A 12,671-nucleotide genomic window follows, 5' to 3' on the forward strand; every position below is an offset into this window, starting at 1 on the left:
CTCTGGATTTCCATGATCGTCCACCCCACCCCCGATGTGCTACGTGTGCTGTTCACCCTCAAGGGTTCGATCGTCAAACGTATTGCCCTGCGCTGCCTGACGGTCACCCTGCTGGCCGCGCTGATCGTGTTGGTCGAGCGGCATTTCCCGGCGTTTTTCTACCCGGTCAGCGCCACCCCGTTCACCTTGCTGGGCCTGTCGCTGTCGATTTTCATGAGTTTTCGCAACAACGCCTGCTATGACCGCTGGTGGGAGGGGCGCAAGGCCTGGGGCAAGCTGATCATCGAAACCCGTTCGTTCGTGCGCGAAAGCCTGGTGATTACCGACGAAACCCTGCGTGCCGAACTGTTGCGCAGCCTGTGCGGCTTTGCCCATGCGCTGAATGCACGGCTGCGCGGCGAGGACGAACTGGCCGCCGCCCGGCCCTGGCTGGCCCGGCCCGAAGCGATCACCCCGCACAACGTGTGCGACGCCATCCTGCGCGAAATCGGCGGGCACTGCTCGCGGTTGGCCGAACAGCAGCAGATCAGTGACTGGCGCTACAGCCTGCTGGAACAGCGGCTGGTGGGCCTGACCGAAGTGCAGGCCACCTGCGAGCGGATCAAGGGCACGCCGTTGCCGTTCCCCTACACGCTGTTGCTGCACCGCACCATCTACATCTTCTGCCTGCTGCTGCCGTTTGCCCTGGCCGAGCCGCTGGGCTGGCTGGCGCCGCTGTTCACCACCATCGTGGGGTACACATTCTTCGGGCTGGATGCGATTGGCAACGAACTGGAAGACCCGTTCGGGCGCGATGAGAACGACCTGCCGACCGATGCCATGGTGCGGACCGTGGAGCGCGATGTGCTGGCGGGGTTGGGGGAACAACAGCTACCGCCGGCGTTGTTGCCGGTGGACCATGTATTGAGCTGACTGAATGCAGTGGCCTGTGCCGGCCCTTTCGCGGGTAAACCCGCTCCCACAGGGCCCCCACAGGTTTCGAACCCTGCGCGGTACCTGTGGGAGCGGGTTTACCCGCGAAGAGGCCGGTACAGGAGAAAACTCAGCCCCGGCTTGCACAGGCCTCGATCGGCTTCAGGTGCTTGACGAAGTTGCACGGCCGGTGCCGCGCATCCAGCTGCTCCGCCAGGATGCCCTCCCACGCCGTACGGCAGGCCCCGGTGGAGCCCGGCAGGCAGCACACCAACGTGCGGTTGGACAGCCCGGCCAGCGCCCGGCTCTGCACGGTCGAGGTGCCGATATCGAGAATCGACAGGGCCCGGAACAGTTCGCCAAAGCCATCGATGCGTTTGTCCAGCAGGCACTCGACCGCTTCCGGCGTGCTGTCACGGCCGGTAAAACCGGTACCGCCGGTGATCAGCACCACCTGCACCTGCTCGTCGGCAATCCAGGTGGCGACCTGGGCGCGGATCTTGTAAAGGTCGTCCTTGAGCAACGCCCGCGCCACCAGGCGGTGGCCGATCTCCACCGAGCGGCTGGCCAGCAGCTCACCGGAGGTGTCGTTGTCGTAGGTACGGGTGTCGCTGACAGTCAGCACGGCGATGTTGAGCGGTACGAAGACCGCGTCGGGTTGGACGCGCACGGTGGGGCTCCTCGAGTGGCAGTGCCGCCACGCTAGAGGCATGGCCCGGGGGCGTCCAATCGATATGGCGTACCGACTGATCAATGACATCTATCGCAGACGTGGGTTAAGGTCTGCATAACCCGATACCAGGCACTTCCATGGACATCAAGCAGCTCAAATTCCTCATCGCGCTCGACCAGACACGCCACTTCGGCCAGGCGGCGGCGCTATGCCATATCACCCAGCCGACGCTGTCCATGCGCCTGCGCAACCTGGAGGACGAGCTGGACCTGGTGCTGGTCAAGCGCGGCCAGCGCTTCGAAGGTTTCACCGAGGCCGGCGAGCGCATCCTGGCCTGGGCCCGTACGCTGCTCGCCGCCCACGACGGCCTGCAGGCCGAGGCCGCCAGCTGCCGCGGCCAGGTGGTCGGCAGCCTGCGCCTGGGCACGGTGCCGCTGGCCAGCTTCAACCCCATGCACCTGCTGCTGCCGCTGCGTGAAAAATACCCCGAGCTGCACTTCCAGATCAGCTCGCTCAGTTCGGAACAGGTCATCGACGGGCTCAGCCGCAACCAGCTCGACCTGGGCATCTGCTACCTGGACCAGGTCAACACCAGTTTCTTCGAAGTGATCGAACTTGGCACCACCACCATGGGCCTGTTGCACGATACCCGGCACTTCAAGTTCACCAGCGACACCCTGCGCTGGGACGAGCTGGGCGACATTCCGCTGGGCCTGCTGAGCAAGGGCATGCACTACCGCCAGTCGCTGGACCTGAGTTTCCGCAGCCGTGGCCTGGAGCCGAATGCGGTACTGGAAAGCGACTCGAGCTTCCAGCTGATCCAGGCCATCAACACCGGCATGTGCTGCGCGGTCATGCCGCTGGGCTGCGGCCTGGAAGACCTGAGCGAGCACCTGCGCATCCTGCCGGTGGCCGACGCCGCCATCCACAGCCCGGTCGGCCTGCTGCTACGCCGCAGCGAACCGCGTTCGGCAATTGCCGAGCAGTGCTTCGATGAGGCGCGGGCGCTGTTCGTCACGTGCTAATTCGCTGGCTAGCGAATTTTCCTACTGCAACATAGGACATTTCGCTAGCGACAAGACGCTCTCCCCGCTTTTATCCTCCTTCGCTCACCAGGCGGTGCGAGAACGCGCAGCCGTTTCTTATCCCATTGTCCAAGGATCTGACATGACGACACCTCCAACCGCTTCCACGCCATTGGTATGGAGTGCCGAAAACTTAGCCCCGCTGGGAGGGCTCGGCCTTCTGGGGATGGTTCTGTTGCTGGTGTGGTTTATCCAAAGCAGAGCCGGGTCGCTCTATTTTCTGCGCGATCTAATCTGGCGAAGTTTTGGTGGAAAAAAAGAGTTCGACGACCTCTCGGAGCTGAACCAGATGCGCAGAGAGTTACGTGAAATCGAGTTTTTCAGATACGAATTCAATATTCCTGCAAACAACTTGCGCGAAGCACGACTCGCTCATCGCTGGATCGCCGCCAACGGTTTTGCCCCAAGCGATATCGGCCGCAGCCGCAGATACATGGATTGGAGCGATTTTGATTCTCCAACATTTGCGGTCAAGCGGTTCACCTGGTGGAAATACACGCTGGTTGTAACGTCGATGCTTTTGCTCATCGGGGCATTTACGCCGTTTTCGCTTTTCGGGAATTCGAAGTACTTGATGGTTTCGTTGAAGAACTCACCCGACACGCCCTCGTTCTACCTATCATCAGACAACATCAAGTTCAAAATGTGGCCAGATAGGGTTCTAATGCCAGAACAATGCCGCTCAGCCGAAACCTTGAAACCCTTTATAGAAGACTTTCCTGAAAAGGAGCTGGACACCGTCTGCTCGTTTTTTATGGACCCTGCCTACGAATCACACGTGACGAAAGGGCTTGAGGCGCAACGTTCGTTACTGGCTGGCATAGCGTTCGCCAGTATGATGGGATTGATTTTGCTGGTACTGAAGCTTGCCCGTATGCAGAGGGCGCAATCGCTGTACCAGCAGTGGCAGAACCGCACTCCGTCCGAGTCACAGACAACGCCCTCGCCCATTACGCCATCGCCCGCCGATACTGCCTCGGCGTGAAGCCGGTCAGTTGCTTGAACTGGCGGCTGAAGGCGCTGTGGTCGGTATAGCCGCAGCACATCGCCACTTCAGTGATCGGCAGTTCCGAGTGCAGCAAACGGTGGGCGTGCTCCAGGCGCGCCTTGTGGATCATCTGCCGTGGCGTGAGGTGGAACACCCGCTTGCAGTAGCGCTCCAGCTGGGCCACGGAAATGCCGGCGATACGGGTCAGCTCGCCCATGCTGATCGGCTGGTGGAAATGCCGACGGATATGCTCGTCCACCGCCGCCAGGCGCTGGTAGGCGGGGTGGCTGTCGGCGGCTGACTGCAAGTCGACCGAGATGCCGACCAGGCCGATGATCTCGCCGGCCTGGTTGTACAGCGGGCGCTTGTGGGTCAGGCACCAACCAGGCTCTCGGCTGCCGTACAGGTGCAGCTCCAGCTGGTCTTCCAGCACCAGGCCTTCCTTGAGAACGCGACAGTCCTGCTCGGTGTAGCCGGGGCCCAGCTGTGCCGGGAACACTTCGGCGCTGGTCTTGCCCAGCAGCGGTTGCAGGCGCTTGAGGCCACAGCGCTGGACCAGGGTGTTGTTGGCCAGCACATAGCGGGCGGCCGGGTCCTTGATGAAGATCGCGGCGTTGGGGATGGCGTCGAGGATCGGCAGCAGCAGGGACACACCGGCGAGCAGGGCCTCGAGGTTGGCGGGGCGGTGCTGGTCGAGGGACTGGTACAGGGTTGCCAGGGGGGTGTCGGTCATCTGTCGGTTCTCTGTTGGCTGTGCCGGCCCTTTCGCGGGCACGCCCGCTCCCACAGGTCCCCCACAAATTTCGAATCCTGTGCTGTACCTGTGGGAGCGGGCGCGCCCGCGAAGAGGCCAACGATACCCACATACCTCTACAGCCCTTGCTCGGTATGGCTTACAGCCTATCCACCACCTTGCCATCCCGCCATTTCTTTTTTGCAACTGTGCCGATTTCGTCATCCCCCCTGCAGAAAACCATCAAGAACCGCCGCCCCGATCGGTCCACTCTATGCCCCACGCAAGCCGCCCCAAGTCCTACAAGAGCGCGGCCCAAAAAGCCGCATCTCGTGACATCAGAACTGCCTATCCAATAACCAACAAAAAGGCGAACCCATGTCAGGCAAATTCAAAAAACAGTTGTCATTGCTGGACCTCACCTTCATCGGCCTAGGCGCCATCTTCGGCTCCGGCTGGCTGTTCGCCGCCAGCCACGTCTCGGCCATCGCCGGCCCGGCCGGCATCCTGTCCTGGTTCCTTGGCGGCTTCGCCGTACTGTTGCTGGGCATCGTCTATTGCGAGCTGGGCGCCGCACTGCCGCGTGCCGGGGGTGTGGTGCGCTACCCGGTGTACTCCCACGGCCCGCTGCTGGGCTACTTGATGGGCTTCATCACCCTGATCGCCTTTTCCAGCCTGATCGCCATCGAAGTGGTCGCTTCGCGCCAATACGCCGCCGCCTGGTTCCCCGGGCTGACCAAGGCTGGCTCCAGCGACCCGACCGTGCTCGGCTGGCTGGTGCAGTTCGCCCTGCTGGGGCTGTTCTTCTTCCTCAACTACCGCAGCGTGAAAACCTTCGCCAAGGCCAACAACCTGGTCAGCGTGTTCAAGTTCATCGTGCCGCTGCTGGTGATCGGCGTGCTGTTCACCTTCTTCAAGCCAGAAAACTTCGAGGTCCAGGGCTTTGCCCCGTTCGGTCTGTCCGGCGTTGAAATGGCGGTATCGGCCGGTGGCATCATCTTCGCCTACCTGGGCCTGACGCCGATCATTTCGGTGGCCAGCGAGGTGAAGAACCCGCAACGCACCATCCCCATCGCGCTGATCCTCTCGGTACTGCTGTCCACCGCGATCTACGCCCTGCTGCAACTGGCCTTCCTCGGCAGCGTGCCGACCGAAATGCTGAGCAACGGCTGGGCCGCGGTGACCAAGGAACTGGCCCTGCCCTATCGCGACATTGCCCTGGCCCTGGGTGTAGGCTGGCTGGCCTATCTGGTGGTGGCCGACGCGGTGATCTCGCCCAGCGGCTGCGGCAACATCTACATGAACGCCACCCCGCGCGTGGTCTATGGCTGGGCGCAGACCGGCACCTTCTTCAAGTACTTCACCCGTATCGACGCCGAGTCCGGCATCCCGCGCCCGGCGCTGTGGCTGACCTTTGGCCTGTCGGTGTTCTGGACCCTGCCGTTCCCGTCCTGGGAAGCGTTGATCAACGTGGTTTCCGCCGCCCTGGTACTGAGCTACGCCGTGGCCCCGGTCACCGTCGCCGCCCTGCGCCGCAACGCCCCCGACATGCCGCGCCCGTTCCGGGTCAAGGGCATGGGCGTGCTCGGCCCGCTGTCGTTCATCATCGCCGCGCTGATCGTGTACTGGTCGGGTTGGAAAACCGTGTCGTGGCTGCTGGCCCTGCAGATCGTGATGTTCGTGCTGTACCTGCTGTGCGGCCGCTTCGTGCCGACCCAGCACCTGTCGCTGGCCCAGCAAGTGCGCTCGTCGGCGTGGCTGATCGGCTTCTACGCGGTAACCATCCTGCTGTCGTGGCTGGGCAGCTTCGGCGGCCTGGGAGTACTCGGCCACCCGTTCGACACCGTGGTCGTGGCCGCTTGTGCGCTGGGCATCTACTACTGGGGCGCTGCCACCGGCGTGCCTGCCCACCTGGTGCGCCTGGAAGGTGAGGACGAAAGCGAAGCCAGCCATGAACCTCTGGTAGGCCAGCGCCCGGCTGCACTGGCTCCGTAACGGCTACTGGCCCTATCGCCGGCAAGCCGGCTCCCACAGGTATTACACCGGCCTCTGGGTCAGCGCGGCCCCTGTGGGAGCTGGCTTGCCGGCGATGAGGCCCGCACAAACAGCACAAGACTTGGCTGATCAAAGAATGGACAAGCTCATGAAACAGATTCACGTCATCGACTCGCACACCGGCGGGGAACCGACTCGCCTGGTGATGAAAGGCTTCCCGCAACTGCATGGCCGCAGCATGGCCGAGCAGCGCGACGAGCTGCGCGAGCTGCACGACCAGTGGCGCCGCGCCTGCCTGCTGGAACCACGTGGCAACGATGTGCTGGTCGGTGCGCTGTACTGCCCACCGGTATCGGCCGACGCCACTTGCGGGGTGATCTTCTTCAACAATGCTGGCTACCTGAACATGTGCGGCCACGGCACCATCGGCCTGGTCGCCTCGCTGCAGCACCTGGGCCTGATCGCACCGGGCGTGCACAAGATCGATACCCCGGTCGGCCAGGTCAGCGCCACCCTGCATGAAGACGGCGCCATAACCGTCGGCAACGTGCCGTCCTACCGCTACCGCCGGCAGGTGCTGGTGGACGTGCCCGGCCATGGTCTGGTGCGCGGCGACATCGCCTGGGGCGGCAACTGGTTTTTCCTCGTATCCGAACACGGCCAGCGCATCGAGCTGGGCAACCGCGAGGCGCTGACCGAGTACACCTGGGCGATGCTCAAGGCCCTCGAAGCCCAGGGCATCACCGGTGAAAACGGTGCCCCCATCGACCACGTCGAACTGTTCGCCGACGACGCCAACGCCGACAGCCGCAACTTCGTGATGTGCCCCGGCAAGGCCTACGACCGCTCGCCCTGCGGCACGGGCACCAGCGCCAAGCTGGCCTGCCTGGCCGCCGACGGCAAGCTCGACGAAGGCCAGACCTGGGTACAGGCCAGTATCACCGGCAGCCAGTTCCAGGGCCGCTACGAGCGCGACGGAGAACACATTCGCCCGTTCATCACCGGCCGCGCCTACATGACCGCCGACAGCACCCTGCTGATCGACGAACAGGACCCGTTCGCCTGGGGCATCTGACCCCGGCTTTTTCAAAAAATCGAATATCGCGAGGAGTGACAACAATGACCAACAACATCTTCACCGGCACCATGCCCGCCCTGATGACCCCCTGCACCGCCGAGCGCAAGCCGGACTTCGACGCCCTGGTGCGCAAGGGCCGCGAGCTGATCGAGGCCGGCATGAGCGCCGTGGTGTACTGCGGCTCGATGGGCGACTGGCCGCTGCTGACCGAAGCCGAGCGCCAGGAAGGTGTAGCGCGCCTGGTGGCCGCCGGCATCCCGACCATCGTCGGTACCGGCGCGGTGAACACCCGTGAGGCGGTATCTCACGCCGCCCACGCGGCCAAGGTTGGCGCCGCCGGCCTGATGGTCATCCCCCGCGTGCTCAGCCGCGGCGCCTCGCTGATTGCCCAGAAGCACCACTTCTCGGCCATCCTGGCAGCCGCGCCGAAGCTGCCGGCGGTTATCTACAACAGCCCGTACTACGGCTTCGCCACCCGCGCCGACCTGTTTTTCGAACTGCGCAGCGAGTTCCCCAACCTGATCGGCTTCAAGGAGTTCGGCGGTGGCGCCGACCTGCGCTACGCCGCCGAGCACATCACCTCCAAGGATGACGACGTGACCCTGATGGTCGGCGTCGACACCCAGGTGGTGCATGGCTTCGTCAACTGCAACGCCACCGGCGCCATCACCGGCATCGGCAACGCCCTGCCGCGTGAGGTGCTGCACCTGGTGAGCCTGAGCAAGCAGGCGGCCAAGGGTGATGCCAAGGCCCGCCGCCTGGCGCGTGAGCTGGAGGCGGCGCTGGCGGTGCTGTCGTCGTTCGATGAAGGCTGCGACCTGGTGCTCTACTACAAGCACCTGATGGTGCTGAACGGTGACAGCGAATACAGCCTGCACTTCAACGAGACCGACGTGCTGACCGACGCCCAGCGCAACTATGCCGAGCAGCAGTACGCGCTGTTCCGCAGCTGGTACGCCAGCTGGTCGGCTGAGCAGAACCTGGCCTAAGCAGCCACTGCTTTCTCTGTGGGAGCGGGCATGCCCGCGAAACAGGCGACTCGGTGCCTGGCACCGGCTTCGCCGGTGTTCGCGGGCTCGCCCGCTCCCACAGGGTAAGCAGTACCCCCTTGCAACTGCATGTAATTTCCCAAGGAGGCTCCATGACCCTCACAGGCAACCTGCTGATCGGCCAGACGCCGGTAACCGGCAGCCGCGAAGCCATCCGTGCCATCGACCCGGCCACCGGCCAGGCGCTGGAACCGGCCTACCTCGGCGGCACCGGCGAACACGTGGCCCAGGCCTGCGCCCTGGCCTGGGCGGCGTTCGATGCCTACCGCGAAACCTCGCTCGAGCAACGGGCACAATTCCTCGAAGCCATCGCCACGCAGATCGAAGCGCTGGGCGATACCCTGATCGATCGCGCCGTGGCCGAAAGCGGCCTGCCCAAGGCGCGCATCCAGGGCGAACGTGGCCGCACCTGCACCCAGCTGCGCACCTTCGCCCGTGTGGTGCGGGCCGGCGAATGGCTGGACGTGCGGGTCGACAACGCCCTGCCTGAGCGCCAGCCCCTGCCGCGTGCCGACCTGCGCCAGCGCCAGGTGGCCCTGGGGCCGGTGGCGGTATTCGGCGCCAGCAATTTCCCATTGGCCTTCTCGGTGGCCGGTGGCGACACCGCCTCGGCCCTGGCCGCCGGTTGCCCGGTGGTGGTCAAGGCCCACGGCGCTCACCCGGGCACCAGCGAGCTGGTCGGCCAGGCAGTGGCAAAGGCCGTGAAGCAGTGCGGCTTGCCGGCCGGTGTGTTTTCGCTGTTGTACGGCTCTGGTCGTGAAGTGGGCATTGCGCTGGTCAGCGACCCGCGCATCAAGGCCGTTGGCTTTACCGGCTCGCGCAGCGGTGGCATGGCGCTGTGCCAGGCGGCCCAGGCCCGCCCGGAGCCGATCCCGGTGTACGCCGAAATGAGCTCGATCAACCCGGTGTTCCTGTTCGACACCGCCCTGCAGACCCGCGCCGAGGCACTGGCACAAGGCTTCGTCGCCTCGCTGACCCAGGGTGCCGGCCAGTTCTGCACCAACCCCGGCCTGGTGATTGCCCGCCAGGGGCCGGCGTTGCAGCGTTTCATCGACGCCGCCAGCGAACACGTGCGCCAGGCTGCGGCGCAGACCATGCTTACCCCAGGCATCTTCAGTGCCTACCAGGCCGGTGTCGGCGCCCTGGCCGCAAACGCCAATGCCCAGGCCGCCGCCAGTGGCCAGGCCGAGCAAGGCCCCAACCAGTGCCAGGCGCAGCTGTTCGTGACCCAGGCCGAAGCGTTCCTCGCCGACCCGGCGTTGCAGGCCGAAGTCTTCGGTGCGGCGTCGCTGGTGGTGGCCTGCGCCAACGATGAGCAAGTGCGCCAGGTGGCCGAGCATCTGGAAGGCCAACTGACCGCCACCCTGCAATTGGACGATGCCGACATCGACAGCGCCCGCGCGCTGCTGCCGACCCTTGAGCGCAAGGCTGGCCGCATTCTGGTCAATGGCTGGCCGACCGGTGTAGAGGTATGCGACGCGATGGTCCACGGCGGGCCGTTCCCGGCCACCTCCGATGCCCGCACCACCTCGGTGGGCACGGCGGCGATCCTGCGCTTCCTGCGCCCGGTGTGCTACCAGGACTTCCCCGATGCCCTGCTGCCGCAGGCGCTGAAGCAGGGCAACCCGCTGCAACTGCGGCGCCTGCTCGACGGTAAACGGGAAGGCTGAGCATGGTCGAAACCGCTGAAACCGATATCGCCGTGGTCGGCGCCGGCATTGTCGGCGTCGCCTGTGCCCTGCAACTGGCCCGCCAAGGCCGACGGGTAACCCTGGTGGACCGCCAGGCACCCGGCCAGGGCGCGTCCTACGGCAACGCCGGGCACCTGGCCACCGAGCAGGTATTCCCGATTGCCGACCTGTCGATTCTCAAACGCCTGCCGCGCATGCTGCTGGACCCGATGGGCCCACTGCGCCTGGACTGGAAGTACCTGCCCAAGGCCATGCCGTGGTTCACCCGCCTGCTGCTCAACCTGCGCCCGGGCCCGTTTCAGCGCAGCGTGGCCGGCATCCGCACGTTGAACGAAGGCAGCCTGGGTGCCTGGCAGCGGCTGCTGGGTTCGATCGGGCGCAGCGAGCTGTTCCAGGAAGATGGCTCGTTGCTGGTGTTCGAGCGGCCAGAGTCGCGCCAGGCCCTGGAGGCCTTGCGCACACGCATGCAACAGCAGGCGGTGCCGGTGGACTTCTGGTCGGCCAACACCGTGCGCGAGGCGGCGCCGCAACTGAGCCCGTCGTTGCAGGGTGGGCTGTTCTTCCCACGTACCGGGCACTTCATCGACCCCTACCGGGTGGTGTGCGAACTGTTCGAAGCGGCCAAGGCCAGTGGCGTGCGCTTTATCCAGGCGCAGGTCGATGGCGGGCGGCTGCATAGCGGTGGGGTCAGCCTGGCCAGCGACCAGGGCACCCTCGATGCCCGCCAGGTGCTGATCAGTTGTGGCGCGCATTCTGCGCGGTTGACCGGCGCGCTGACCGGCAAGCAAGTGCCGCTGGACACCGAGCGCGGCTACCACCTGATGTTGCCTGGCGAGCATCAGCGTTTGCCGTTTGCAGTTACATCGCTGGAGCGCAAGTTCATCATGACGCCCATGGCCGAGGGCTTGCGCCTGGCCGGCACGGTGGAATTCGCCGGGCTGGACGCGCCGCCGAGCATGCAGCGGGCTTGGCAGTTGCACCGCTTGAGCAAGGGGTTGTTCCGGAGGGACCTGAGTGTTGAAGGAGCGACGCCGTGGATGGGCTTCCGGCCTTCGTTGCCAGATTCGTTACCGGTGATCGACCGGGTGTGTGATGGGCGGGTGCTGTTGGCGTTCGGGCATCAGCACCTGGGGTTGACCCAGGCGGCGGTGACTGCGGAATGGGTGGGGCGGTTGGCCGACAGGGACAGCAGTGCTGATATGGCGGCTTACCGGTTGGATCGGTTTTAGATTCGGGGGCCGCTGTGCGGCCCATTCGCCGGCAAGCCAGCTCCCACAGGTACCGCATAGACCTCAAGCCTTGTGCGGTACCTGTGGGAGCTGGCTTGCCGGCGATTGGGCTGCAAAGCAGCCCCTTTTATGCCTCAGCGATAACGCTCGAGCCAGTGCGCATACGGTGCCGGCAAGGTCCAGGAGGCTTTCTCCACGCCCAACTCCTTGGCCGCAAAGTAAGCCCAGTGCGGGTCTGCCAGGTGCGCACGCCCTACCGATACCAGGTCCAGCTGGTTGGCCTGCAGCGCCGCTTCCGCCAGTTGCGGCGTACCAAACCCCCACGCCGAGGTCACCGGCAGCTTCGCCTCACGACGCACGCGCTCGGCAATCGGCCCCATGAACGCCGGGCCCCATGGGATCTTGGTGTCGGGAATGGTAAAGCCGACACTCACGCTCAGCAGGTCGAGGCCGCCAGCCTTGAAGCGGCGTGCCAGTTCGATCGACTCTTCCAGGGTCTGCTCATCGCGGCCGTCGTATTCCAGCACACCAAAACGCGCGGTCAGTGGCAGGTTCTCTGGCCATACCTCACGCACCGCTGCCAGGGTTTCCAGCAGGAAGCGGCTGCGGTTGTCGAAGCTGCCACCGTAGGCGTCGGTACGCTTGTTGGAATGTTCGGAGAAGAAGCTCTGGCCCAGGTAGCCATGGGCAAAGTGCAGTTCGATCCACTCGAAACCGGCATCGCGCGCACGGCGGGCGGCATCGACGAAGTCCTGCTTGACCCGGGTGATGTCGTCCAGGGTCATCTCGCGCGGCACTTGTGGCAGGTGCGCGCCGAAGGCGATGGCGGACGGGGCGATGGTTTCCCAGCCGCGGGCGTCGTCGGCGGCAATGTGGTCGTCACCTTCCCACGGGCGGTTGGCGCTGGCCTTGCGCCCAGCGTGGGCAATCTGGATACCCGGCACGGAACCGGCGGCCTTGATTGCCTGCACCACCGGCACGAAAGCCTGGGCGTGGGCGTCGCTCCAGATACCGGCGCAACCGGGGGTGATGCGCCCTTCCGGTGCCACGGCAGTGGCCTCGACCACCAGCAGGCCGGCACCGCCACGGGCCAGGCCGGCCAGGTGCACGTGGTGCCAGTCGTTGATCATGCCGTCCTCGGCCATGTACTGGCACATCGGCGGAATGGCAATGCGGTTGCGCAGGGTGACGTCCTTGAGGGTATAGGGTTCGAACAAGGCGGACATGAGCAAGCTCCC

Annotated in this window: 11 protein-coding genes; 8 read left to right on the forward strand and 3 right to left on the reverse strand. The window is 64.9% G+C overall.

Annotated features, from left to right (window positions below):
- Positions 1–12 precede the first annotated feature (12 nt).
- Positions 13–912, forward strand: a complete 900-nt coding sequence (locus CAG22_RS22205; protein ID WP_085706204.1) for a bestrophin family protein — start codon at positions 13–15, stop codon at positions 910–912.
- Positions 913–1,042: 130 nt separating this feature from the next.
- Here the strand turns inward: CAG22_RS22205 and moaB are convergent, their stop codons facing one another.
- The gene (gene moaB / locus CAG22_RS22215) at positions 1,043–1,582 is read right to left on the reverse strand and encodes a molybdenum cofactor biosynthesis protein B (protein WP_003259533.1); all 540 of its coding nucleotides are present in this window, start codon (positions 1,580–1,582) and stop codon (positions 1,043–1,045) included.
- A 140-nt stretch (positions 1,583–1,722) separates the two neighbouring features.
- Here moaB and CAG22_RS22220 point away from each other — a divergent pair, with 140 nt between their 5' ends.
- Both CAG22_RS22220 and CAG22_RS22225 read left to right on the forward strand, forming a co-directional pair.
- Positions 1,723–2,610, forward strand: a complete 888-nt coding sequence (locus CAG22_RS22220; protein WP_025340233.1) for a LysR family transcriptional regulator — start codon at positions 1,723–1,725, stop codon at positions 2,608–2,610.
- Positions 2,611–2,752: 142 nt separating this feature from the next.
- Positions 2,753–3,655 (forward strand): DUF6216 family protein, encoded by a 903-nt coding sequence (locus tag CAG22_RS22225; RefSeq protein WP_085706205.1) that lies wholly within the window; start codon positions 2,753–2,755, stop codon positions 3,653–3,655.
- On the opposite strand, the gene CAG22_RS22230 is transcribed toward CAG22_RS22225, so the two are convergent.
- Positions 3,621–4,391: an AraC family transcriptional regulator gene (locus tag CAG22_RS22230; RefSeq protein ID WP_085706206.1), complete on the reverse strand. Its 771-nt coding sequence runs from the start codon at positions 4,389–4,391 to the stop codon at positions 3,621–3,623. The genes CAG22_RS22225 and CAG22_RS22230 overlap by 35 nt on opposite strands.
- A 378-nt stretch (positions 4,392–4,769) precedes the next feature.
- Here CAG22_RS22230 and CAG22_RS22235 point away from each other — a divergent pair, with 378 nt between their 5' ends.
- From CAG22_RS22235 to CAG22_RS22260, 5 genes are all read left to right on the forward strand, one after another.
- Entirely contained in the window at positions 4,770–6,386 is a 1,617-nt protein-coding gene (locus tag CAG22_RS22235) for an APC family permease (RefSeq protein ID WP_015271365.1), read from the forward strand.
- Positions 6,387–6,534: 148 nt separating this feature from the next.
- A complete protein-coding gene (locus CAG22_RS22240; protein ID WP_085590613.1) occupies positions 6,535–7,461 on the forward strand; it encodes a 4-hydroxyproline epimerase in 927 nt (308 codons plus the stop codon).
- Between the two features lie 44 nt (positions 7,462–7,505).
- Positions 7,506–8,453, forward strand: coding sequence for a dihydrodipicolinate synthase family protein (locus CAG22_RS22245; protein ID WP_013973780.1), 948 nt, complete (start codon positions 7,506–7,508; stop codon positions 8,451–8,453).
- 152 nt (positions 8,454–8,605) lie between these two features.
- Positions 8,606–10,183 (forward strand): aldehyde dehydrogenase (NADP(+)), encoded by a 1,578-nt coding sequence (locus CAG22_RS22255; protein ID WP_085706207.1) that lies wholly within the window; start codon positions 8,606–8,608, stop codon positions 10,181–10,183.
- 2 nt (positions 10,184–10,185) lie between these two features.
- The gene (locus tag CAG22_RS22260) at positions 10,186–11,433 is read left to right on the forward strand and encodes an FAD-binding oxidoreductase (protein ID WP_085706208.1); all 1,248 of its coding nucleotides are present in this window, start codon (positions 10,186–10,188) and stop codon (positions 11,431–11,433) included.
- 134 nt (positions 11,434–11,567) lie between these two features.
- Here CAG22_RS22260 and xenA read toward each other — a convergent pair whose 3' ends face one another.
- Positions 11,568–12,659, reverse strand: a complete 1,092-nt coding sequence (gene xenA, locus CAG22_RS22265) for a xenobiotic reductase XenA (RefSeq protein WP_085706209.1) — start codon at positions 12,657–12,659, stop codon at positions 11,568–11,570.
- Positions 12,660–12,671 lie beyond the last annotated feature (12 nt).

It is taken from the genome of Pseudomonas sp. B8(2017) (assembly GCF_002113575.1).
In the GTDB taxonomy this organism is placed as follows: Bacteria; Pseudomonadota; Gammaproteobacteria; order Pseudomonadales; family Pseudomonadaceae; genus Aquipseudomonas; species Aquipseudomonas putida_Z.